A 23,851-nucleotide genomic window follows, 5' to 3' on the forward strand; every position below is an offset into this window, starting at 1 on the left:
TTTATGAAATTACAAAAATTTGATATTACAGGTATGACTTGTTCTGCTTGTTCAAATGCCGTAGATAGGAGTGTAAAAAAACTTGAAGGTATTACAGAAGTAAATGTAAATTTATTAAGTAATAGTATGGTTGTAAAATATGATGATAACATACTTGATAATGATAAAATCATAAAAACAGTTGAAGATGCTGGGTATAGTGCAAGTTTAGTAAATCAGGAAAATAAAAAGCAAAATAATGTACCAAAAAAAGATAATATTGCACAAATTGAAATAGATGAGTTAAAACAAAGACTAATAGTATCTTTGATTTTTGCTATTCCTCTATTTTATATCTCAATGGGTCATATGTTAAATTGGACTCTGCCATCATTTTTTCATGGAGAAAAGAATGCTATAACTTTTGCATTTACACAATTTTTATTAGCTTTACCAATAGTTATTATAAATAGAAAATTTTATAAAGTTGGATTTAAAACTTTATTAAAAGGTTCTCCAAATATGGATTCTTTAATAGCTATTGGAACTGGTGCTGCTATGGTTTATGGAGTTTTTTCAATTTATAAAATTGGTTATGGATTAGGAAATAATGATATAAATATAGTAATTCAATACTCTATGGATCTATATTTTGAAAGTGCAGCAATTGTTCTTACTTTAATAACATTTGGGAAATTCCTAGAAGCACGAGCAAAAGGAAAAACTAGTGAAGCAATAAATAAACTTATTGATTTAGCTCCAAAAAAAGCCTTAATTTTAAAAGATGATAAAGAAGTAGAAATTTCAATTGATGATTTAAAATTAAAAGATATTGTTATTGTTAAACCAGGACAGATTATTCCAACTGATGGTGAAATAATTTCTGGAAATACATCTATTGATGAATCTATGATAACTGGTGAAAGTTTACCCGTTTCAAAAAAAATTGGGGATAAAGTAATAGGTGCTAGTATTAATAAATATGGATATATAAAATTTGAAGTTACAAAAGTAGGAGTTGATACAGTTTTATCACAAATTATAAATCTTGTAGAAGAATCTAGCTCTTCAAAAGCTCCTATTTCAAAACTAGCAGATAAAATAAGTGCTATTTTTGTACCAACTGTTATAGCTATATCTATAATTGCAACTATTACTTGGTTACTTTTGGGATACTCATTTGAATTTGCTTTATCTATTGGTATTGCTATTTTAGTTATATCTTGTCCTTGTGCCTTGGGACTTGCTACTCCAACGGCAATTATGGTAGGAACTGGAAAAGGGGCTCAAAATGGTATTCTAATAAAAAATGCAGAGGCTTTAGAAACAGTACATAAAATAGAAACCATTGTATTAGATAAAACGGGAACTATTACTCAAGGTAAACCTCAGGTTACAGATATTTTAACAAAAAAGAATATTAGCGAAGATACTTTGCTTCAAATAGCTTTTTCTTTAGAAAAAAACTCTGAACATCCTTTAGCGATTGCAATAGTTGAAAAAGCAAAAGAAAATAATTTGGAATCTATAAATATTAGTGATTTTAAAGCAATAAATGGGTTGGGAATTGAAGCAAAATTAGATAATGAAATCATATATATTGGAAACAAAAAGTTCCTTGATAGTAAAAATATATCTTTAGAAGATTTTATTGATAAATCTAAAGATTTATCAAGTAATGGAAAAACTCCTATTTTTATAGCTAATGATAAAGAAATTTTAGGTCTTATTGCCGTTGCTGATATTGTTAAACCAACAAGTAAAAGTGCTATTTTAGAGTTCAAAAAAATGGGACTAGATGTAATAATGTTAACTGGAGATAACACAAATACAGCACTTTCAATCGCAAAAGAATTAAATATTTCAAAAGTTATATCAGAAGTTTTACCACAAGATAAAGAAAAAGAGATAAGAAAACTTCAAGAAGAAGGTAAAAAAGTTGCTATGATTGGTGATGGTATAAATGATGCCCCTGCATTAGTACGTGCAGATGTTGGGATTGCTATAGGAGCTGGAACAGATGTTGCAATAGAGTCAGCAAATATTGTTTTAGTTAAAAATGATTTACTTGATGCTGTAAAAGCTATACAATTAAGTGGTGCAACTATTAAAAATATAAAACAAAATTTATTTTGGGCATTTATTTATAACATTATTGGTATTCCTTTGGCAGCTGGAGTATTTTATTCAGTTTTAGGATGGAAATTAAATCCAATGTTTGCTGGTGCAGCTATGAGTTTAAGTAGTGTTTCTGTTGTTTTAAATGCTTTAAGATTAAAGTTATTTAAGACAACAATAGATGAAGAATTTAATATAATAAGTAATATAAATCAAAAAGGAGTTAATATGACAAAAATTTTAAAAGTAGATGGTATGTCTTGCGGACATTGTAGTGGAAGAGTTGAAAAAGCATTAAATGCAATTGATGGTGTTGATAATGTAAAAGTTGAATTATCAACTAAAGATGTAACTATAAATATGTCAAAAGATTTAGATGAACAAGTTTTAGTTAATGCTATAAGTGAAGCAGGATACGAAGTTATAAAATAAAGTTTAAAATTAAACAATAAAAAAAGGGTTGGAATAAATTTCCAACCCTTTTTAAATAGAAGAACTATTTAGAATTATTTAACCATTACAGCTTGAACTCTTCTATTTTCAGCTCTTCCTTCAGCAGTATCATTAGAAGCAACTGGTCTTGATTCACCATAACCAACAGCTTTAATTCTATCTTTTTCTACACCAGCTTCAACTAAAGCTTTAACAACAGATGCAGCTCTTCTTTCAGATAATTTTTGATTATAAGCATCTCTTCCAACAGAATCTGTATGTCCTTCGATGTCAGCTTTCAATTTTTTATCTGTTTTCATAACTTCAGCAAATTCGTGAATTCTTGTATTATATACATCTTTAATATCAGATTTATCTGTATCAAAGTTAACATTTAAGTTAATTAATGTAATACAACCAACTGAATCAACTTTTGCACCTTTTGGAGTATTTGGACATTGATCTAATTCATCAATTACACCATCACCATCGCTATCTAATGGAGCAGCAACTGGAGTTGGAGCTGGAGTTTCAGCAACTGGAGCAACTTTAGCAGCTTTTTCTCCAAATGGAACAGCAAGACCTAAAGTATATAATAATGTATTATCTCCTCTGTCAGTTTCAATTAAGTGTCTAACATCAAATTTTAGTGCTAATCTTTCAGCAAGTTGATATTTTAAACCAACCCCATAGTTTCCAAACACACCATTTTCATGTCTTCCATATTCATGATCAAAGAATTCAACACCAACTCCGATTAACCCATATAAAGAAAAATCATCAGTAATTGAGTAATCTTTTACTAAGTTTGTAAATACTCTAGTAATTCCTGTATCTCTGTTTTGGAAACCATTTTTACCATTTAAATCTTCTAAAGTTCTTAAAAAACCAATTTCAACTTGGTCAATAAAAGAACCCTCTGATTGATTGAAACCAAAAGCTAAACCACCATTAACATAATTTTTTTCATGATTAGCATTACCTTCTGTAAGCGCTCCAGAAATTAATGGAGTTATTTCATATTTGTAATCACTATTTGCAGCTAATACTAAAGTTGCACAAGCTAAAGATGATAATAAAATTTTTTTCATTTTGTATCCTTTCTAAAAACATAATTTATCAAATTATATAGAATGTTCTTTTAAACTAAAATTAATTGTTAAAAATAGAGTTTACTGACTCGTTATTGTGGATTCTTCTTATAGCTTCTCCTATCATAGATGAAGCTGTTAATACTGTAATTTTTTCTGCATTTTCTTTTGTTGGTATCGTATCTGAAATTACAAGTTCATCCAATACACCATTTGCAATTCTTTCATAAGCTGGTCCACTTAAAACTCCATGTGTACAACAAGCCATAACAGAAGTTGCACCTTTTTGTTTTAAAACTTCTGCTGCTTTTACTAAAGTTCCAGCAGTATCAACCATATCATCTACTAATATAACATCTTTCCCTTTTACATCACCAATAATATTCATAACTTCTGAAATATTTGCTTTTTCTCTTTTTTTATCGACAATTACTAAATCATAACCTAATTTATCAGCATATTGTCTAGCTCTTGCTACTCCACCAATATCTGGACTTGCAATAATTGGATTTTTAAGATTTTTACTTTTTATATAGTTAATAAATAAAATTGAACCAAATAAATTATCTGCAGGAAGATTGAAGAAACCTTGAATTTGTGCGGCATGTAAATCTATAGTTACTATTCTATCAATTCCAGCAGCTTCAAGTAAATCTGCAACTAATCTTGCACTAATTGGAACTCTAGGAGCTGCTTTTCTATCTTGTCTTGCATATCCATAATAAGGGATAACAGCATTTATACTTTTTGCACTAGAACGCTTTAAAGCATCTATCATAATAAGTAATTCCATTAAATTATCATTTGTAGGAGCACATGTAGGTTGAATTATATATACATCTTGTCCTCTTACACTTTGAGTTATTTGAACAGATATTTCACCATCACTAAATTTATTCAAAGTTGCGTCAGATACTTTCATACCTAGATATTCACCAACTTTTTGTGCAAATTTTGGGTTTGCACTACCACTAAATAGTTTAAATGTTGACATAAAATTCCTTGAATTTTTATTTTTTTAATCCAAAATTTTATCAAAAAAGCGCTTAATAAAGATTTTGAAATGATTAATGATTAATTAATAAAAAATTAATAAATAAAAAAATATAATATTCTGCCTAATATATTGATAATGGGTATCGTCAAATCAAAAGGAGACAAAATGAAAAAAATTAGTTTAGCCGTTGCAAGTTTAGTGCTTTATACATCAGCTTTTTCAGATTCAATAACTATTGATGATGCATTTAAAAATGGTGAAGTTGAAGGAACAGTTGCACTTTATGGTCAAAAAATTAAAAGTAAAGATCATAGTATTGCAAATGACTTAGCTTATGGAAATGGGCATTTAAGACTTGCTTATACTACAGATTCTTTTTATGGTTTTAATGCAAAAATTGAAGCTAAAGGGAATTTAAAATTAGGGGAAAAACACAAAAGAGATTACAAAGATGGTGCTCCTTTTGAAAATAATGCTTTATTTACACAAGCATATTTACAATATGAATTAAATAATTTCATATCTATAAAAGCAGGAAGATATGAAGGGGAATATGAATGGCTTACTGATTATCAACAAGGAGCAGTTGCGGAAATTTTAGCAATTCCTGATACAGTGGTAGCTTTAGGATATTCAAATAAAAAAGCTGAATCAGGAATAGATTTAAGTGAAGATTTTCATAAACCAGAATTAACTGATAAAGGTGTTTATTTTATTGATATTCAAAATAAAAGTATAGATACTATTACTTTTAATCCATATTATTATGAAATGCCAGATTTTGGACGATTTTATGGTTTAAAGGCTATTTTTGATGCAGATTATTTTGGTATTACAGCACAATATGCAAAAAGTAATGCAGATAATACACAATATACATTTGAAGACGAAAATGGGAATACTTACTTAGATGATCTTGAAGATGGAAGTATAGCACATATTGAGGGTATTGTTAAAATAGAAGATTTTGAAGTATTCGCTGGATATGCAAAAACAGATAAAGATGGTGGTGCAAATATGATAGCATCTTTTGGAGATACTATTTCACCATTTGAAGATGGAGATTATGTTTATGATCCAGATGCTAAAACATGGTATATTGGTGCAAATTACTCTATTGCTGGAGTTGAACTAAGTGCATTATATGGTATTACAAAACATGGAATAGGAAGTGATTTAAAAACAAAAGAGCTTAATTTAAGTATTGGATATGGTATAACAGATAGTTTAGGTGTTAGCTTTATGTATGTAAATGTTGATAATAAAAACTTTGATGAAGTTGATTATAACAAATATATTGCTGCTGTTGAATATAATTTTTAATCTTTTAAGAAAGAGATTTTCTCTTTCTTAATTATTTGGCACTTTCTATAAATGCACTTCCTATGACTTTATCATTGTCATAAAAAACTGCAAGTTGTCCACTAGCAACTCCCAAAGCTGGTTCTTCTAAAGATATATAAACTTTATCATCTTCTATTTTTATTTTACATGGTGTTGTATTACTTCTATATCTTAGTTTTACACCACATGAGAACTCTTTATCCTCAATATACATATTTAAGCTATTTCCAATTACTTCATTTACTTCTAAAGATGGTTTTTTACCAACAACAATAGTATTCTCTTTTGGATTTAGTTTTGTAACAAAGTGTGGTTCTTGAGCACCTTTAACTGTAAATCCTCTTCTTTTTCCTATTGTATAGTGAGCATAACCTTTATGTTTTCCTACAACATTTCCTGCTTCATCTAAAACATCTCCTTCAACATCAATGTTTGCATGTTTTTTTATAACATCAGTATAAACTGTTTCTACAAAACAGATTTCTTGAGACTCATTTTTCTCTGTAATCTTTTTATATGTAACATCAAGATTAGCTCCAAGTTTTACAATATCTTCTTTTTTATAGCTATTTAGTGGGAAAATCATATAAGGTAGTGCATTTTTTGGAACTTGAGATAAAAAGTAACTTTGGTCTTTTGATAAATCATCTGCCATATAGAAAAAATTTTCATCATTCTTTGCATAATGTCCAGTTGCTAATAAACTTGCACCTTGCTCTTTTGCAAAATCAAGCATAGCACCAAATTTTATCTGTTTATTGCATTTAACACATGGATTTGGAGTAGTACCTTCTAAATATGAGTTTACAAAATAGTTATAAACTTCTTGAGAAAATTTATCTACTAAATCTAAAATATGATATTTGATTCCTAAGAATTTAGCAACACCATCAATATAACCTAAATTTGATTCATGATAACCATCTGTTCTATTATGAAGTTTTAAATAAATTCCTTCAACTTGGAATCCCTGTTTCTGTAGCATATAAGCAGTTACTGATGAGTCAATCCCTCCACTCATTCCTACCATTACTTTTTTTTTACTCATATTTTGCCTTTTTACTTGTAGTAACTTATAAAGCCTCCACCAAGACAGTAATTACCTGAATATAAAACAAGACTTTGTCCTAGTGTTACAGCTCTTTGAGGATTATCAAATTCAACTACTACTTTTTCATCACTTGATTCAACTACAGTACAAGATTGTTTTTGTTGTCTATATCTAACTTGAGCCATTAATTTATCTCCTACTTTAGGTGCAACTTCGAGTACCCAATGCATATGGCTTGCTTCTACATTTTTACTCATAAGTAAAGGATGATTTGTATCTTGAACAATTGTTAGCGTATTATTTACTACATCTTTAGAAGCTACATACCAAGGTTTGTGTGTATTGTTTTCACTTTCGTTGTCTTTAATACCACCAAGACCAATACCTTTTCTTTGTCCCAATGTATAACAAACTAGGCCTTTATGTTGTCCTAAGATTTTTCCATTTTCATCTAAAATATCTCCAGGGATAGCTTTTAAATGTTGTGTAATAAATTCATCAAATTTTTGATTACCAATAAAACAAATTCCTGTACTATCTTTTTTATCACTAACTGGTAAATTATTAGTTCTTGCTATTTCTCTAACCTCTTTTTTTGTTAAATCTCCAAGTGGAAACATAGCATGAGATAATTGTTCACTTGATAATGCGTGTAAAAAATAACTTTGATCTTTTGTATTATCTTTTGGAGTATCTAGTACAAAATGATCTTTGTACCTTGCAATTTTTGCATAATGACCAGTTGCAATCATATCTGCACCCATACTTTTTGCTTCATTTAAAAATACATTAAATTTTATCTCTTTGTTACATAAAATATCTGGATTTGGTGTTAGTCCTTGTTCTAAACCTTTTAAAAATACATCAAAAACTCTATCTCTGTACTCTTTAACAAAGTCTTTTCCTTTTACTTCGATTCCTATTAATTCACCAACTTTTTTTGCATCTTCAAATTCTATACGATTAGGACATTGGCTACCTTTGATTCCATATTCCCAGTTACGCATAAATAGTCCAACAACGTCATATCCTTGTTGTTTTAACAATAACGCAGTAACAGATGAATCAACTCCACCTGACATTCCAACCACAACTTTTTTATTTTTACTCATTTTTTACCTTTAAAAAGTTCTTTTTTAGAACTGTATTCACAACAATTTAGTTGTTTTGCATATATTTTAAAGGAATAATCACTGACTCTCTATTTGCCCAATTTTTGTGAGGGATAATAAGATTTTTAGTATCTATTTTCTTATTATCAAAAAATATAATATCTATATCTAAGGTTCTAGGCGCATCTTGAAAGGATCGCTTTCTTCCGAATTTCTTTTCATATCTTTGGATAACTTTTAATAATTCATTAGCACAAAGATTAGTTTTCAGTAAAATTATACCATTTAAAAAATAACTTTGCTCCAAAAATCCAAATGGTGGATTACGTAATAATGGTGAAGTCATAAGTAAAGTAAATCTACTATCTTTTTTTAAACATAAGATTAAATTATCAAATATGTTTTTTGTATTTCCAATATTACCCCCAATTCCTAATGTTACAATAAATTTCTTTTTAGAAATATCATTGAATTTCTTAGGGAAATTTGGAAAATAAAAAAGTGTTAAATTATCATTTAATTTTTTTTTCAAATTTCTCTCTTTTCCTCTTTTTTTATTCTAAAAATTAAAACTAACTAAATAAGTCAAGTTTATTTTTCTATATTTTAATTTTATAAAATTATAGCTCTACCATTTTTCATAACAATAGTATCTTCTATTCTTACACCAAATTCATTTGGCAAATAAACCCCAGGTTCAATTGTAAAAACCATATTATCTTCTATTATTAAATCATTTTTAGTATTAATATTTGGGAATTCATGAATATCAAGACCAACTCCATGTCCAGTACTATGTACAAAAAAGTTTCCATATCCAGCTTTTGTTATTATATCCCTAGCAATTTTGTCAATTTCTTTAGCTTGCATTCCACTTCTTGCTTTTTTTATTGCAGTTGTTTGTGCTTTATAAACTATATCATAAATTTTTTGGTGTTTTTTATTTTTGAATTTTTGTTCTCTTTCAAAGTTAAAATTATCAAAATTAACATAACTTGTACAAGTTCTATCTGAACAATATCTTTGATATTTTACTCCAGCATCAACTAATAATAAATCACCTTGTCTTAATTTTTTTAATGTAGGTAAAGCGTGAGGTTTAGCTGCATTTTCATTTATTGCAACTATGGGTTCAAAAGAGATATTTAATTTACCACTTTGACTCATATTTTCAAAAGCTTTAAAATATAAAAACTCTTCACTTTTTTTAAGACCATATTTTTTAATATATTTAGCAAAGTTTTCAAAGCCTAATCTTCCTAAAATACTAGCTTTTTTAAGTAATTTTATTTCATCATCACTTTTTATTAATCTTTTTATTTTTGAAAAATTTGGTTCTTCTTTAAAAATAGTTTTTATATCTTTTACTAAATTTGAATATGTTGCATAACTAAAATCATTTGGGTCAAAAACTAATTCTTTTATATTGTTTTTATTTAAAATTTCTTTTGCTGATGCTACTAAATCTGAACTTTCTATAACTTCACAATCTTTTATACACTCTTTTGCTTCAAGAGTATATCTAGCATCTGTTATAAAAAATTTTTCACTTCCCAAACTTAAAAATATTACGTTATCACAAGAGAAATTTGTTTCATAATATATTGCATTTTCATTTTTTAAGATAAAGTTCTTCATCAAAAATTGCCTTTTTATGGTTGATTTAACAAAAATTTAATTATAATCTTACCTAAATTTTATAAAAGGAAAATAATAATGAAAATAGCGGTAATTCAAGGACCAAATCTAAATATGCTTGGAGTTAGAGAACAACATATTTATGGAAATATTACATTAGAGCAAATTCATACTCAACTTCAAAATGCAGCTGAGCAAAATGGAGTTGAAATTGAGTTTTTTCAATCAAATTTTGAAGGTGAAATTGTAGATAGAATACAAGAATGTTTAGGAACAGTTGATGGAATTATGATAAATCCAGCTGCATATTCTCATACTTCAATTGCAATTAGAGACGCTTTAGCTGCTGTTAATATGCCAGTTGTTGAAGTACATATTTCAAATATTTATAAAAGAGAAGAGTTTAGACAAAAATCAATCACTGCTGGATCAAGTACAGGATTAATTACAGGATTTGGTGGATTTGGTTATCATTTAGGATTAATCTCTTTAATTCAAATGTTAAACGAATTAAAAGCTTTACAAGAAGCTAGAAATGCACAACTTCAAGCACAATCACAAGAAGAAAATAAATAATTTATGAAAATAATAAGTGCTTCTTACGTATTGACTTTTGATACAGATTTTAGCATCATTAAAGATGGTGCTATAGTTTTTGATGAAAAGGTTATAGAAGTAGGAAGTTTTGATTATATTTTAGAAAAATATCCAGATTGTGAGCATACAAAATTAAATGAAAATTCTGTTTTGATGCCTGGATTGATAAACTCTCATATTCATTTGGAGTTTAGTGCAAATAAAACAACTTTAAAATATGCAAACTTTTACTCTTGGTTGAATTCTGTTATAAGATATAGAGAAAAACTTATAGAAAAAGCAAAAACTCCTTTAATTGAACTTGAACTAAAAAAACTTTTAAAAACTGGAACTACAACAATTGGAGCTATTTCTTCATATTCATTTGATTTAGAAGCTTGTTTAAAATCTCCTATAAACAAAGTATTTTTTTGTGAGGTTATAGGCTCAAAGGCAGATATGATAGATACTTTATTTGCTGATTTTAAAGCTAGAATTAAGGATGCACAAAAACATATTAGCAAGAATTTTAAAGTAGGAATTGCTATTCACTCTCCTTATTCTGTTCATCCATTTTTAGTGAGAGAAGTTTTAAATATAGCAAAAGAACAAGATTTAGCTGTAACTTCTCACTTTTTGGAATCAAAAGAAGAAAAAGAGTGGCTAAATAAAGATGAAGGAAGCTTTTTAGAGTTTTTCAAAAACTTTTTAAATCAAGAGAAAGCTACAAGTAAACCACTAGAGTTTTTAAATCTTTTTAAACAAGTTAAGAATATATCTTTTACACATTGTGTAGAAGCAGATTTTGAAGAGTTAGAAAAGATAAAATCATTAAATGCAACTATAAATCATTGTGTTACTTCAAATAGATTTTTGAATAATAGTAGATTAAATCTTGAAAGTTTAGATGAAATACCTTTTAGTATTGGAACAGATGGACTTAGTTCAAATAATTCTTTAAGTATGTTTGATGAGTTAAGGGCTTGTTTGTTTATTCATTATGAAAAAGATATTGTGAAATTTTCTAAAACTTTGTTAAAAAGTGCAACTGTAAATGGTGCAAAAGCTTTAGGATTAAATAAAGGACGATTAGAAAGTGGTTTTGATGCTGATATTATAGGTATTTATTTACCTGATAATATAGAAGATATAGAAGACATTTATATGCATGTAATTTTACATACAAAATATGTAAATAGTGTAATAATAGGAGGAAAATTTGTTTGAATTTTTTAAAAAGCTATTTTCACCAATAATAGCAATTTTAGATTTTATTACAAAATATTTTAAAACAATAGTTTTTTTGACAATTGTTTATTTTGTATTTTTTAGTGGAACAGATGATGTATCACCTACAAATAGAAGTGTTGCAAATTTACAAAAGATTGAACTTAATGGGCAAATTTTAGATGTTTCAAAAGTTCTAGAAAATATAGATAAAGCAAAAAAAGATGAAAATATAAAAGGGGTATTACTTGTAGTTGATAGCCCTGGTGGTGCTGTCGCTCCTTCCGTTGAAATTGCTTATGCTATAAAAGAGTTAAAGGAATTAAAGCCAGTTGTTGTTTATGCTAGTGGAGTAATAGCTAGTGGAAGTTATTATGCTTCTATTTGGGCAGATAAAATTATTGCAAATCCTGGAAGCATGGTTGGTTCTATAGGTGTTATTATGCAAGGTTTTGAGTTAAGTGAACTTATGGAAAAAATAGGTGTTTCAACACAAACTATAAAAGCTGGAAAATACAAAGAGAGTGGAACTCCTATGCGAAAATGGTTTGATTATGAAGAAGAACAACTTAAAAGTGTTATAAATGCTACTTATAATATGTTTATTTCTGATGTAGCAAGTGCTAGAAATCTTGATATAAAAAAACATACAGAGTTTGCTGATGCAAAGATATTTACTTCTTTTCAAGCAAAAAATGTTGGATTAATTGATGAAGTAGCAACTATTAGTTATGCACAAAGTGTTTTAGTGGAATTAGCAAAAATTGAAAATCCTATTTGGAAAAAAGAAGATAAATTTGAGAAATTTATGGACAAACTTATGAGTCAAGCTATATCAAAAGTAGTTATGAATTTTTCTAGTGGATTAAAGGCTTATTAAAAGGCGAATCTCGCCTTTTAAATTTATCTATTGATTGATACTATATTATATGTATCATTTGCTATAACATACTCTTCTTGAGTTGGAATAACAAATATTCTAGCAGTAGAAGCATTTGTAGAGATATCTCTAGCAACACTTGATCTTCTATTGTTTTTAACTGGATCTATTACAAGTCCCATAGAGTCTAATCCTGCACAAACTTTTTCTCTAATTAATGCTGCATTTTCTCCAATTCCACCTGTGAAGCAAAGAGCATCAATTCCATCAAGTGCAGCAACATATGAACCTACATATTTTTTAATAATGTATGCAACCATATCAACAGCTAATCTACATCTATCATCACCATCTTGCATACCTTGTAAAACTTCTCTTAAATCTGAAGATTTACCAGATACTCCTAAAATACCAGATTTTTTATTCATAATATCTAAAGCTTGATCAATTGTAAGATTTTCTTGAGACATCATATATTGTAAAGCACCTGCTCCAACATCTCCAGATCTTGTTCCCATCATTAAACCTTGGATAGGAGTAAGTCCCATAGATGTATCAATACATTTTCCATTTAATACAGCTGAAACAGATGAACCATTTCCTAAGTGACAAACAATAATTCTTGAGTTTTGTTTTTTCTCTAACATTCCTCTTGCTTCATTTGAAACGAAGTAGTGACTTGTTCCATGAAACCCATATTTTCTTATTCCATGTTTTGTATACATTTCATAAGGTAAAGCATACATATAAGCGTAATCAGGCATTGTTTGGTGGAATGCTGTATCAAATACTGCCACATTTGGTTTTCCTGGCATCAATTCTTGGCAAATTTCCATACCTAAAATATTTGCAGGATTGTGTAATGGTGCTAAAGGTGATAATCTTTTCATAGTATCAATTACTTCAGTTGTAATTAAAACTGAACTTGCAAATTCTTCTCCCCCGTGAACAGCTCTGTGTCCAATAGCTTCAATATCATTGATTGAATCAATAACTTTTCCTTCTCCTGAAGTTAGTGTTGATAGTACAGCACTAATAGCTTCTTTGTGTGTTGGCATTGGAACATTCATAACAAGTTTTTTATCATCATTATATTCGTGTTTCAAAACTCCATCAATTCCTATTCTTTCACAAATTCCAGATGCAAAAACCTTTTTTATTACTGGGTTCATTAATTGATATTTTAAAGATGAACTCCCTGCATTTAATACAAAAACTAACATTTTTTCTCTCCTTATTTATGTTAAATTATTTAATTTGTGTTGCTGTAATAGCTACTAAGTTTGAAATGTCTTCAACTGAACAACCTCTTGAAAGGTCATTTACAGGTTTATTTAAACCTTGAATAATAGGTCCATGAGCTTCGGCTCCAGCAAATCTTTGAACAAGTTTATATCCTATATTTCCAGCTTGTAAATCAGGAAACACTAAAATATTTGCACGTCCAGCAACTTTTGAATCAGGAGCTTTTTTTGCACCAATAGATTCAACGATAGCAGCATCAGCTTGTAGCTCTCCATCAAAAGGGAAATTTACATTTCTATCTTTTAATATTTTACAAGCAGTTGTAACTTTATCAACTAATGGATGAGATGCACTACCTTTTGTAGAAAAAGATAACATAGCAACTCTTGGCTCTAAACCTACAACAGAACTAGCAGTAGCAGCAGTAGCACTTGCAATATCAGCTAATTGCTCAGCAGTTGGGTCTGGAATAACCGCACAATCAGAAAATAATATTAATCCATTATCTCCAAATTTACCATCTTTTGTTTCCATAACAAATGTTGAAGATACTGTATTTATTCCAGGAGCTGTTTTTATAACTTGAATAGCAGCTCTCAAAACATCAGATGTTGGAGAATTTGAACCAGCAACTAAACCATCTGCATCGCCTAATCTCACCATCATACAACCAAAAAATCTTGGTTCATTTAACATAATTTGTTTTGCTTCTTCTTTTGAAAGATTCTTACTTTTTCTAAGTTCAACTAACTCATCAATATATTTTTCAATATTGTCAAAATTTTTAGGATCAACAATAGTTGCTCCTTCTATATTTGCACCATATTTTGAAGCATCAGCTTTTATAGTCTCAGCATCACCAATAAGAACTACTCTTGCAGTTTTTTCTTGTAAAACTATTTGAGTTGCTTTTAAAACTCTTTCATCTTCTGCTTCTGGAAGAACAATAGTTCTAAGTTGTTTTTTTGCTTTTTCTTTGATTTTATCAATTAAACCCATATCGTAATTAATCCTTTCTTTTCAAATATGAGAAAAATTATAATGAAAATATATAGCATTAAAGTAGCAATAAATAGCAAATTTTATGTATTTTTTTAATGGCTAAAAGTAGTAAAATAATAAGAATATAATAAAGAGAGTTTATTGTGTAGTTTCTACAATAAAAACTCTTTTTATTAAAATAAAATCTATTTTTTAATTAGATTGTAAGTATCAGTTGCTATAACTAATTCTTCATTTGTTGGAATTACATATATTTTTGTTTTTGAATTTTTACTATTTATTTCTCTATTCCCTTTAGCTCTTGTAGAATTTTTAGTTTTATCCAATTCAATTCCCATAAATTCTAAACCTTCACAAACTTTCTCTCTTATTAAATCAGAATTCTCTCCAATTCCTGCTGTAAAACAAATAGCATCAACTCCATGCATTAATCCTGCATAAGAACATAAATATTTTTTAATTCTGTCACATAGCATTGTAATTGCAACTTTTGATCTATTATCTCCATCATTTGAAGCTTTTATAACTTCTCTTAAATCAGAGCTAACTCCAGAAACACCTAAAATCCCAGATTTTTTATTTAGGTAATCAAGAATTTGTGTGTGATTTAAATCTTTTTTCTCCATTAAATATGGAATAACCCCAGCATCAATATCTCCACTTCTAGTACCCATAATTAACCCTTCTAATGGAGTTAATCCCATAGAAGTACTTATAGATTTTCCATCTTTAACTGCACAAACAGATGAACCATTTCCTAAATGACAAACAATAACTTTACTATCTTTTTTATTTAATAATTTGATAGCTTCATTTGAAACATAATAATGACTTGTTCCATGAAATCCATATTTTCTCAAATGGTGTTCTGTATAATCAGCATAAGGAACTGCATATAAAAAGTTTTCTATAGGCATTGTTTGATGAAATGCTGTATCAAATGTAACAACATTTGGAACTTTTGGCATTAATTCTTTACAGATTTTAATACCTAAAAGATTTGCAGGATTATGCAATGGAGCAAGAGGAACAAGCTCTTCTATTTTTTTTATAACTTCATTATCAACAATAGCTGAACCTTTAAAGTGCTCTCCACCATGTACAACTCTATGTCCAACTGCTTCAATTTGTTCTATTGAATCAATAACTTTTGTTTCATCATTTGTAAGAATTCTTAAAACTAATTCTATAGCCTCTTTATGAGTGGGAATAGATGTTTCAAAAGTTAATTTTTTATCATCACCAATTTCATGCTTCAAAATACCATCAATACCAATTCTTTCAACTAAACCACTAGCTTTTAACTCATGAGTTTTTGCATTGATTAATTGATATTTTAAAGATGAACTTCCTGCATTTAGCACAAATACTAACATTTATTTTCCTTATATTGTAAATTTAAGCTTAAATAAAATTTAAGAAATAATTCTAATTGTCCACAATAATATCTTATTAAAACTTAAATATTTTATATTAGATTACTCTGCCCATTCAGAATCAGTTGTAAATACAATAGTTAGCCAAAGGTCAGGATCATCTTTCCCTAATTCTTTCTCAATTTCATCTCTTAAAAAATCCCATTCCTCAAGTCTTTTTGCTGGCCAACTTTTTGGAACTATGAAATATAATTCAATTTGTTTTCCCCTCCCAACTCTTGCAACATAAGCTCTAAAATACTCAAACTCATATTTATTTACAATATGTTGAGCAACTTTATCTACTTGAGATTTTAATTCACTAGGCGTTACTAATAAAATATCTGCAAGTGCCTGTCTTACAGTCTTAAATGGCATAGGTATTATAAATATACAAACAATAATTAAAACTAATGGGTCTATATATGGAGTTATCCATTGTAAATTTGTATTTTGTGCAATATATCCAAAACTAAATGCAATAAGATAACCTAATGACATTGAAGCTGAAATCAACCAACTTATCGAATCTAAATTTAGAAATTCGGATTTTATCTCTTTATTGGCTTTTTTTATCAATAATCCTAAACTTAATTCAATGACAATTGATATTGAAGATATAACTATTGCATATCCAAATAATATCTCTCTTCCTCCAATTAAAAAACTATCAATAGCATTTATAAAAGCATATGTTGCAGCACCAATTAATAATATTCCATTTACTCCTAAAACAATTGGTTCTAGATGCCAAAATCCCATTGTAAAATGCTTTTCAAGTTTATTATTGATAAAATCTTTTGAAGTAGAATTAGTAATTAATTTTGCTACAATTAATGCTAAAGTAGTCATAACAGCATCAATCATTCCATATATGCTATCAAAAATAATTGTAGAAGATCTTGCTAGTAATCCAAATATTATTCCTACAACTGCAAGTAATATTGTACTAAATATAGAAATACGTAGTAAACTTTGTTCACTTTTTAGATCAAAGTATTGAAAAATCATAAGTATACTCTTAAATATTTTTTAGTTTTAAAAAAATCATTGCTGTCATTAAAGCATCATTAAAAGAATCATGAGTTCCAAATATTGGAATATTTAGTTCTTGTAAAATAGTCTTAAATCTTAAATCTATAAAACCTTGAGGAATAAGTTCAATTTTATAATCATGATAAATTTCAGAAACTTCAATAGTTTTATTTGGTAAGGTTATCCCTATTTGCGCTTTTAAATATTTATTTATCATAGAGATATCAAAATTTAAAAAATATCCAACTAAAGTTCTATTGCCAATAAACTCTATAAAATCTAAAATAACATCTTCTATTTCACAAGCATTTTCTAAATCACATTCTCTTATATGATGAACTTTAATTGATTCTTCAGTTAAATTACAATTTTTTGGTTTTACATATCTTACAAACTTTTTACTAGAAACTATAGTATTGTCTTTTATAATAACTGCACCAATAGATACTATGTCATCAATAGTAGGATTAAGTCCAGTTGTCTCACAATCAAAACATATAAACTCATTTATAGGAGCTTTATCAAATAAAAAAGAGTATTTTTTATCTTTTAGTTTCTTTTTGTTTATGCTATTCTTTATACTTCTAAACATAGTTTAACTTAAAATGGGATTCTAACTTTTTCTTTAATCTATTAACAATTTTAAAAGAATCTTTCAATAAGTCTTTTTCCATAATTGTAAGATTATTTGGGTTTATATAATTATCCATTTTTTCTTTTCTATCGAGTTTCTCAAGATTTGATTTTAGTTTTAAATTAGTTAGAAAATTAAAAGCCATAATTAACTCTTTAGCACTCTCTTCATCTAGCACTCTTATCTCTTTTAGTGCATTTATTCTTTTTGTTGTATTTGTATTTAGTATTTTATTTTCTAAACTTAAAGACCTTATCCCTTGTACAAGTATAAAAATACCACCTCTTTTTATATCTAATTCATTTTTATGTTTTTCATCTTTATTATTAAATATAAAACCATCAAAAAATCCTAATGGAACATCAAAACTATTTATAACTTTTGCAAAATTTGAATAAAAGCTTTGTGAGTGAGAAGATATTTTGAATAAATAGTTTTTAAGTTCTTTTATCATTTCTATCTCCCCAGAAACACATAGTGCATCATAAAATATTGCAATATTCATAAAATGATCACCACTAGGCTCATTAACCCATTTGTAAATTAATTCTTTAAAATCACTCATTCTTCTACACCAATAAGGATTTGAAACCATAATATTTCCTTCACATCTTGGAAATCCAAAATCGACTAAAGTTTCAGTAAAATTATGAGTAAAGTTTTTTAATTCATTCTCTTCAATATTACAATCATCAGATATTATTAAAGCATTATCTTGATCTGTTCTTAAAATTTGTTCTGCTCTTCCTTCACTTCCCATTACAACTAAACATGATTTGCCTAAAAGCTCTTTTGGTACTAATAATTTATATAGTTTATCAAGAAGTTTTTTATTTAGTTGATTGATAAGTTTTGAAATAAACTCTATTTTTACACCTTTTGCATTTAATGATTTAATGATTTTTATAAATGAGTGAGATGCTTCTTTTAATTCTTCTAAAGTTTCAGCATTTATTATTTGGTTTGATACTGCAAAAGTATTTGTTGCAAAGAAAGAAGATAAAGATATCTGGTCTAAAATTCCAATTATTTTATCATTATCATTTTTTACAACTACTCTTTTTAATCCATATTTTGCCATTTGAAGTTGAGCATTAAATAAAAAATCATCTTCATTTATGTAAATTAAGCCTTTTGATGCAATTTTTACAACTAAATCATCATAACTCATACGATTTAAAATAACTTTTTGTCTAAAATCTGAATCAGTAACAATATACATATCATTATGTTCATCTTGTAGAAGAAGAGTAGGTATCTTCTCCTGTTTTATAATTGTTGCTGCTTCAAAAATAGTTTTTTTAGTATCAGTTATAATCGCCTTATGAATTTTTGCATCTTTTACTTTTGCAATCATAATATTTGCCATATCTCTATTTTTTTCATGTAAAATATTATTATTTAGTTTATCAGATATAGATTGAAAAAAATAGTTTTCTAACTGTTGATTTGAATGTAAAATATTCATAAAAGTATCTTTTTTAAGGGTATAGCAAATTGATTCTTCAATAGCTACAAAACTATTTTTACTAAAGTTTTTTATAAGCGAAACTGAATCAAATATTTCCCCTTTAGAGTAAACACTTAAAACTTCATCATCATTTTTTTCTTGGATAAGTCCTTTTAGAACAAAATATAAAAATTCTGGATTACTATCTTGAGCCTGTATTGTAGAATTTGTTTTAAAATAAACAATATCTAGTTCTTCAACTAAATCATCTAATTCATAATTTGTTAAATTGTCAAATGGATGTATCGTAGAAATAAATTTCTTTTGTTCTTGCATACTCATAATCTCCCCTTTTAAGTCGTAGTGCAAAATCAAGAAGAATATTATTCTTCTTGATAAGTTTAGTGTGAAACAGCTCCAGCAGAGCCAATTCCTGTATTTGCTCTTACATTTTGTGCTCTAAATTTAGCTTTATCTTCTTGTGCTCTTTTAGAGTTGTCTGTAATAGAGAATAACCATATTCCTATAAATGCAACTGTAACAGAGAATAGTGCAGGGTGGGCGTAAGGGAATATTGCTTTTTCATTTCCTAATATTTGAACCCAAACATTTGGTCCTAAAATTACAAGAGTAACAGCAGTAATTAATCCCATAAATCCACCAATAAATGCACCTCTAGTTGTTAGGTTACTCCAGTAAATTGATAAAAATAGTATAGGAAAGTTAGCACTTGCTGCTATACCAAACGCAAGCCCCACCATATATGCAATATTTTGTGATTCAAATGCAATACCAAGTGTAACTCCAACTATTCCTACAATTATAACAGTTATTTTTGAAATTTTAACAACTTTTTCATCACTTGCATTTGGATTTATAACATTTGCATAAATATCATGTGAAATTGCACTTGCTCCTGCTAGTGTAAGTCCTGAAACAACAGCTAAAATTGTAGCAAAAGCAACAGCAGAGATAAATCCTAAGAAAGCATTTCCACCTAGCATATGTGATAGATGAACTGATGCCATATTACTTCCACCAAATAATACCCCACCTTGTAAATATGCTACTCCATTTGTAAAATATTCTGCTCCAGCATCTGTATTTAAAAAAGCTATTGCCCCAAGTCCAACAATAGATATGATAACCCAAAAATATGCTACAAATCCTGTTGCATAAACAACAGATTTTCTAGCTTCTTTTGCATTTCCAACTGTAAAAAATCTCATTAAAACATGTGGTAGACCAGCAGTTCCAAGCATTAAAGCCATACCAAGTGAGATAGCAGAAATAGGGTCAGATAAAAAGCCACCAGGTTTCAAAATATCTTCACCTTTTGTATGATGTTCAACTGCTTGAATAGCTAATGCTTCAAAATTAAAATTAAAATGCCATAAAATCATAATAGCCATAAATGAAACACCTGATAAAAGAAGTACAGCTTTAATAATTTGTACCCAAGTAGTAGCAAGCATACCACCAAATGTTACATATATAATCATTAATGCTCCAACCATAAATACAGCATATTCATAATCCATACCGAATAAAATTTGTATAAGTTTTCCTGCTCCTACCATTTGTGCTATAAGATATAAAACAACAACTGAAAGTGAACCAAAAGCAGCTAAAGTTCTGATCTCTTTTTGTCCAAGTCTATATGCAGCAATATCAGCAAAAGTAAATTTTCCTAAATTTCTTAGTTTCTCTGCCATAAAGAATAAAATTACAGGCCAACCAACTAAAAATGAAACAGCATAAATTACTCCATCATAACCATTCATATAAATAAGTCCTGATACTCCTAAAAAAGCAGCAGCACTCATATAGTCTCCAGCAATTGCAAGACCATTTTGAAAACCAGTTATTCCACCACCAGCAGTATAAAAATCATTTGCTGATTTTGTTTTTCTAGCTGCCCAATAAGTTATTCCTAATGTTCCTATAATAAATACTAGAAACATTGCAATAGCTGCAATATTTAAATCTCTTTTCCCTTCAAAAGTCGCATCCCCAGCTGCAAATAAACTTACAGCAAAAATAATTAATAAAGTGAATATCTTTTGCATTATAATAAATCCCTTACATCTTTTTTTATTTCATTTGTTAAATCATCAAACTCTCCATTTGCTTTTTTAACATAAACTAAAGTTGTTAAGAAACTTATAACCAATATAGCTAAAGCTATTGGAAAAGCTATTGTTGTAACATATCCTTCTGCTACTTTAGTTGCAAATAAATCTTTATTAAAAGCAACAATAGTAATAAAAGAGTAAAACATTACCAACACAAATATCCCTAATTTTAATGCTAAAGAGTTTCTCTTTCTTAATAACTCTTTATATTTTGGATTGGCTTCTATTCTATCAACCAATTTCTCATTCATACTTATTCTCCAACCTTTTTATTTTTATCTATTTAAAGATAAATTGTTTGATTATACAAATATAAATGATTTTTTGTATTTTAAAATGTATAAATTATGTATAAATTTGTGTTCTTTATGTAGAATTGTAACAAAAAATAATATTTTAATTATTAAATTTAATTATAATTTTTAAGATAAATTTAAGAAAATACTAAAGAGATATTACTCTCTTTAGTATAAGTTTTAGTGAGATACAGCGCCTTCAGCACCAATTCCAGTTTGAGCTCTAATATTTTGTGCTTCAAATCCAGCTTTATCTTGTTCTGCTCTAGCTGATTTATCAGTTACTGAGAAGAACCAAATTGCAACAAATGCTGCAGTTACAGAGAATAATGCAGGGTGAACATAAGGGAAAATTTCTTTTTCAAATCCAAAGATAGATACCCAAATAGTTTTACTTAATACAACTAGTGTAATAGCAGTAAGTAATCCTACAAAACCACCAATAAATGCACCTCTTGTTGTTAATTTTGACCAATAGATTGATAAAATTAATATTGGGAAGTTAGCTGATGCTGCAATAGCAAATGCTAGACCAACCATAAATGCAACGTTCATGTTTTCGAATGCAAATCCTAGAAGAACAGCAACAAAACCAATTACAAGAACAGTTCTTTTTGAAACTTTCATCTCTTCTGCATCAGTGATATTTCCTTTTCTAATAACAATTGCATATAAATCGTGTGCAATAGAGTTAGATGCAGCAAGAGTAAGTCCTGAAACAACTGCTAGAATTGTAGCAAAAGAAACAGCTGCAATAAATCCTAAGAATACATCTCCACCAACAGCTTGTGATAAGTGAACGGCAACCATATTTACTCCACCAATAACACTACCTTCAGCAGTAAGATATACTTCTTTTCCAAGGTCACTATTAATAAATACAATAGCTCCAAGACCAACAATACCAATTAGTAAGTAGAAGTAACCAATAAATCCAGTTGCATAAACAACAGATTTTCTAGCTTCTTTTGCATTTCCAACTGTAAAGAATCTCATAAGAATATGTGGTAATCCAGCTGTCCCTAACATTAAAGCTAATCCTAAAGAGATAGCAGAAACAGGATCAGATACGAATGGACCTGGTTTTAAAATATCAACACCACTTTTATGTAAACTTGTAGCCTCTGTTACTAAAGCAGTAAGTGAGAATCCAGAATGAGCCATAACCATAAGTGCTATAAATGTAACTCCAGCTAGAATTAAACAAGCTTTAATAATTTGTACCCAAGTAGTAGCAAGCATACCACCAAATGTTACATATATAATCATTAATGCTCCAACTAGAGTAACAGCCCAACCATAAGGAATATGGAATAATACTTCAATTAGTTTTCCAGCTCCAACCATTTGTGCAATTAGGTAGAAAGTAACAACTGTTAAAGAACCAAATGCTGCAAGAATTCTGATTTTTTGCTCATCAAGTCTATATGCTGCAATATCTGTAAAGTTAAACTTACCTAAGTTTCTTAATCTTTCAGCCATTAAGAAAAGAATAATTGGCCAACCAACTAAGAATCCAATAGCATAAATAATACCATCATAACCTTGAAGATAAATCATTCCTGAAATACCAAGGAAAGAAGCAGCAGAAATATAATCTCCAGCAATTGCTAAACCATTTTGGAATCCTGTGATTCCTCCTCCAGCAGTATAGAAATCTGAAGCAGATTTTGTTTTACTAGCAGCCCATTTTGTAATTCCCATAGTTCCAGCAATAAATACGAAGAACATAATAACAGCATTTATATTTACACCGCTTCCATCATCTGCTAATAGTGCTAATGATGATAATCCTAATAAAGATAGTATTTTTAACATTATAAAATATCCTTTACATCATTTTTTATAGACATTTCTAAGTCTTCAAACTCACCATTTGCTCTTACAACATAAATAACTGTTGTTATAAATGCTAAGATAATAATAGAAGCACCAATAGGAATAGCAATTGTTATAATACTATCTCCAACAGTATTTGCAAAAACTTCTTTATTAAACGCTATAGTTAAAATGAAACCATAATAAACTACAAGCATGAAAACTGCTAATTTAATAGCAAAAGAACTTCTTTTTGTAACAAGTTCTTTGTATTTAGGATTAGCTTTAATCCTTTCTACTAATTCTTTGTTCATTTTTTCTCCTAAAATAAGATTCATTGAAATGTTAAAATATCTTAGTTGCAAAAGCATAGCAT

The 23,851-nt window shown here is 28.3% G+C and carries 21 protein-coding genes; 5 read left to right on the top strand and 16 right to left on the bottom strand.

Annotation, left to right across the window (positions count from 1 at the left end):
- Window positions 1–3: 3 nt before the first annotated feature.
- A complete protein-coding gene (locus ALANTH_RS02590) occupies window positions 4–2,529 on the top strand; it encodes a heavy metal translocating P-type ATPase (RefSeq protein WP_026807403.1) in 2,526 nt (841 codons plus the stop codon).
- Window positions 2,530–2,603: 74 nt separating this feature from the next.
- On the opposite strand, the gene ALANTH_RS02595 is transcribed toward ALANTH_RS02590, so the two are convergent.
- Complete coding sequence (locus ALANTH_RS02595; protein WP_026807404.1) at window positions 2,604–3,620, bottom strand: OmpA family protein; 1,017 nt, start codon at window positions 3,618–3,620, stop codon at window positions 2,604–2,606.
- 61 nt (window positions 3,621–3,681) lie between these two features.
- Entirely contained in the window at window positions 3,682–4,614 is a 933-nt protein-coding gene (locus ALANTH_RS02600; protein ID WP_026807405.1) for a ribose-phosphate pyrophosphokinase, read from the bottom strand.
- 168 nt (window positions 4,615–4,782) lie between these two features.
- On the opposite strand from ALANTH_RS02600, the gene ALANTH_RS02605 reads away from it, so the two are divergent.
- A complete protein-coding gene (locus ALANTH_RS02605) occupies window positions 4,783–5,940 on the top strand; it encodes an Opr family porin (protein ID WP_026807406.1) in 1,158 nt (385 codons plus the stop codon).
- A 31-nt stretch (window positions 5,941–5,971) separates the two neighbouring features.
- Here the strand turns inward: ALANTH_RS02605 and mnmA (ALANTH_RS02610) are convergent, their stop codons facing one another.
- From mnmA (ALANTH_RS02610) to ALANTH_RS02625, 4 genes are all read right to left on the bottom strand, one after another.
- Window positions 5,972–7,009: a tRNA 2-thiouridine(34) synthase MnmA gene (mnmA, locus tag ALANTH_RS02610; protein ID WP_026807407.1), complete on the bottom strand. Its 1,038-nt coding sequence runs from the start codon at window positions 7,007–7,009 to the stop codon at window positions 5,972–5,974.
- 11 nt (window positions 7,010–7,020) lie between these two features.
- Window positions 7,021–8,124 carry a tRNA 2-thiouridine(34) synthase MnmA gene (gene mnmA / locus ALANTH_RS02615; RefSeq protein WP_026807408.1) on the bottom strand — a complete coding sequence of 368 codons (1,104 nt, stop codon included), beginning with the start codon at window positions 8,122–8,124 and terminating at the stop codon, window positions 7,021–7,023.
- A gap of 46 nt (window positions 8,125–8,170) precedes the next feature.
- Window positions 8,171–8,656: a 2-amino-4-hydroxy-6-hydroxymethyldihydropteridine diphosphokinase gene (gene folK, locus ALANTH_RS02620; protein WP_026807409.1), complete on the bottom strand. Its 486-nt coding sequence runs from the start codon at window positions 8,654–8,656 to the stop codon at window positions 8,171–8,173.
- Between the two features lie 80 nt (window positions 8,657–8,736).
- Window positions 8,737–9,762 (bottom strand): M24 family metallopeptidase, encoded by a 1,026-nt coding sequence (locus ALANTH_RS02625; protein ID WP_026807410.1) that lies wholly within the window; start codon window positions 9,760–9,762, stop codon window positions 8,737–8,739.
- Between the two features lie 78 nt (window positions 9,763–9,840).
- On the opposite strand from ALANTH_RS02625, the gene aroQ reads away from it, so the two are divergent.
- From aroQ to sppA, 3 genes are read left to right on the top strand one after another with little or no spacing between them, the layout of a single operon-like run.
- Window positions 9,841–10,338 carry a type II 3-dehydroquinate dehydratase gene (aroQ, locus tag ALANTH_RS02630; RefSeq protein WP_026803310.1) on the top strand — a complete coding sequence of 166 codons (498 nt, stop codon included), beginning with the start codon at window positions 9,841–9,843 and terminating at the stop codon, window positions 10,336–10,338.
- 3 nt (window positions 10,339–10,341) lie between these two features.
- Entirely contained in the window at window positions 10,342–11,565 is a 1,224-nt protein-coding gene (gene mqnF / locus ALANTH_RS02635) for an aminofutalosine deaminase family hydrolase (RefSeq protein WP_026807411.1), read from the top strand.
- Window positions 11,558–12,445: a signal peptide peptidase SppA gene (gene sppA / locus ALANTH_RS02640; protein ID WP_026807412.1), complete on the top strand. Its 888-nt coding sequence runs from the start codon at window positions 11,558–11,560 to the stop codon at window positions 12,443–12,445. The genes mqnF and sppA overlap by 8 nt, the downstream gene beginning before the upstream one ends.
- A 23-nt stretch (window positions 12,446–12,468) precedes the next feature.
- Here sppA and ALANTH_RS02645 read toward each other — a convergent pair whose 3' ends face one another.
- The 10 genes from ALANTH_RS02645 to ALANTH_RS02690 all read right to left on the bottom strand — a co-directional run bounded on the left by ALANTH_RS02645 (window position 12,469) and on the right by ALANTH_RS02690 (window position 23,789).
- A complete protein-coding gene (locus ALANTH_RS02645; protein ID WP_026803313.1) occupies window positions 12,469–13,668 on the bottom strand; it encodes an acetate/propionate family kinase in 1,200 nt (399 codons plus the stop codon).
- A 25-nt stretch (window positions 13,669–13,693) separates the two neighbouring features.
- Window positions 13,694–14,689, bottom strand: a complete 996-nt coding sequence (gene pta, locus ALANTH_RS02650; RefSeq protein ID WP_026807413.1) for a phosphate acetyltransferase — start codon at window positions 14,687–14,689, stop codon at window positions 13,694–13,696.
- Between the two features lie 188 nt (window positions 14,690–14,877).
- A complete protein-coding gene (locus ALANTH_RS02655; RefSeq protein ID WP_026803315.1) occupies window positions 14,878–16,068 on the bottom strand; it encodes an acetate/propionate family kinase in 1,191 nt (396 codons plus the stop codon).
- A gap of 102 nt (window positions 16,069–16,170) precedes the next feature.
- Window positions 16,171–17,118: a cation diffusion facilitator family transporter gene (locus ALANTH_RS02660; RefSeq protein ID WP_026803316.1), complete on the bottom strand. Its 948-nt coding sequence runs from the start codon at window positions 17,116–17,118 to the stop codon at window positions 16,171–16,173.
- Between the two features lie 10 nt (window positions 17,119–17,128).
- A complete protein-coding gene (locus ALANTH_RS02665) occupies window positions 17,129–17,734 on the bottom strand; it encodes a 3'-5' exonuclease (protein WP_026807414.1) in 606 nt (201 codons plus the stop codon).
- The gene (locus tag ALANTH_RS02670; RefSeq protein WP_026807415.1) at window positions 17,727–19,568 is read right to left on the bottom strand and encodes a putative nucleotidyltransferase substrate binding domain-containing protein; all 1,842 of its coding nucleotides are present in this window, start codon (window positions 19,566–19,568) and stop codon (window positions 17,727–17,729) included. The genes ALANTH_RS02665 and ALANTH_RS02670 overlap by 8 nt, the downstream gene beginning before the upstream one ends.
- 59 nt (window positions 19,569–19,627) lie before the next feature.
- Entirely contained in the window at window positions 19,628–21,295 is a 1,668-nt protein-coding gene (locus ALANTH_RS02675; protein WP_026807416.1) for a cation acetate symporter, read from the bottom strand.
- A complete protein-coding gene (locus ALANTH_RS02680) occupies window positions 21,295–21,612 on the bottom strand; it encodes a DUF485 domain-containing protein (RefSeq protein ID WP_026803320.1) in 318 nt (105 codons plus the stop codon). Before ALANTH_RS02680 ends, ALANTH_RS02675 begins: the two co-directional genes overlap by 1 nt.
- A 225-nt stretch (window positions 21,613–21,837) precedes the next feature.
- Complete coding sequence (locus ALANTH_RS02685; RefSeq protein ID WP_026803321.1) at window positions 21,838–23,475, bottom strand: cation acetate symporter; 1,638 nt, start codon at window positions 23,473–23,475, stop codon at window positions 21,838–21,840.
- Complete coding sequence (locus tag ALANTH_RS02690) at window positions 23,475–23,789, bottom strand: DUF485 domain-containing protein (protein ID WP_026803322.1); 315 nt, start codon at window positions 23,787–23,789, stop codon at window positions 23,475–23,477. Before ALANTH_RS02690 ends, ALANTH_RS02685 begins: the two co-directional genes overlap by 1 nt.
- Window positions 23,790–23,851 lie beyond the last annotated feature (62 nt).

Source organism: Aliarcobacter lanthieri (genome assembly GCF_013201625.1).
Classification (GTDB): Bacteria; Campylobacterota; Campylobacteria; order Campylobacterales; family Arcobacteraceae; genus Aliarcobacter; species Aliarcobacter lanthieri.

Bases quoted from the DNA above. Each gene is read 5' to 3' on its own strand.
- ALANTH_RS02590 (WP_026807403.1), top strand. From the start codon at position 4: ATGAAATTACAAAAATTTGATATTACAGGTATGACTTGTTCTGCTTGT.
- ALANTH_RS02595 (WP_026807404.1), bottom strand. From the start codon at position 3,620: ATGAAAAAAATTTTATTATCATCTTTAGCTTGTGCAACTTTAGTATTA.
- ALANTH_RS02600 (WP_026807405.1), bottom strand. From the start codon at position 4,614: ATGTCAACATTTAAACTATTTAGTGGTAGTGCAAACCCAAAATTTGCA.
- ALANTH_RS02605 (WP_026807406.1), top strand. From the start codon at position 4,783: ATGAAAAAAATTAGTTTAGCCGTTGCAAGTTTAGTGCTTTATACATCA.
- mnmA (WP_026807407.1), bottom strand. From the start codon at position 7,009: ATGAGTAAAAAAAAAGTAATGGTAGGAATGAGTGGAGGGATTGACTCA.
- mnmA (WP_026807408.1), bottom strand. From the start codon at position 8,124: ATGAGTAAAAATAAAAAAGTTGTGGTTGGAATGTCAGGTGGAGTTGAT.
- ALANTH_RS02625 (WP_026807410.1), bottom strand. From the start codon at position 9,762: ATGAAGAACTTTATCTTAAAAAATGAAAATGCAATATATTATGAAACA.
- aroQ (WP_026803310.1), top strand. From the start codon at position 9,841: ATGAAAATAGCGGTAATTCAAGGACCAAATCTAAATATGCTTGGAGTT.
- mqnF (WP_026807411.1), top strand. From the start codon at position 10,342: ATGAAAATAATAAGTGCTTCTTACGTATTGACTTTTGATACAGATTTT.
- ALANTH_RS02645 (WP_026803313.1), bottom strand. From the start codon at position 13,668: ATGTTAGTTTTTGTATTAAATGCAGGGAGTTCATCTTTAAAATATCAA.
- pta (WP_026807413.1), bottom strand. From the start codon at position 14,689: ATGGGTTTAATTGATAAAATCAAAGAAAAAGCAAAAAAACAACTTAGA.
- ALANTH_RS02655 (WP_026803315.1), bottom strand. From the start codon at position 16,068: ATGTTAGTATTTGTGCTAAATGCAGGAAGTTCATCTTTAAAATATCAA.
- ALANTH_RS02660 (WP_026803316.1), bottom strand. From the start codon at position 17,118: ATGATTTTTCAATACTTTGATCTAAAAAGTGAACAAAGTTTACTACGT.
- ALANTH_RS02665 (WP_026807414.1), bottom strand. From the start codon at position 17,734: ATGTTTAGAAGTATAAAGAATAGCATAAACAAAAAGAAACTAAAAGAT.
- ALANTH_RS02670 (WP_026807415.1), bottom strand. From the start codon at position 19,568: ATGAGTATGCAAGAACAAAAGAAATTTATTTCTACGATACATCCATTT.
- ALANTH_RS02675 (WP_026807416.1), bottom strand. From the start codon at position 21,295: ATGCAAAAGATATTCACTTTATTAATTATTTTTGCTGTAAGTTTATTT.
- ALANTH_RS02680 (WP_026803320.1), bottom strand. From the start codon at position 21,612: ATGAATGAGAAATTGGTTGATAGAATAGAAGCCAATCCAAAATATAAA.
- ALANTH_RS02685 (WP_026803321.1), bottom strand. From the start codon at position 23,475: ATGTTAAAAATACTATCTTTATTAGGATTATCATCATTAGCACTATTA.
- ALANTH_RS02690 (WP_026803322.1), bottom strand. From the start codon at position 23,789: ATGAACAAAGAATTAGTAGAAAGGATTAAAGCTAATCCTAAATACAAA.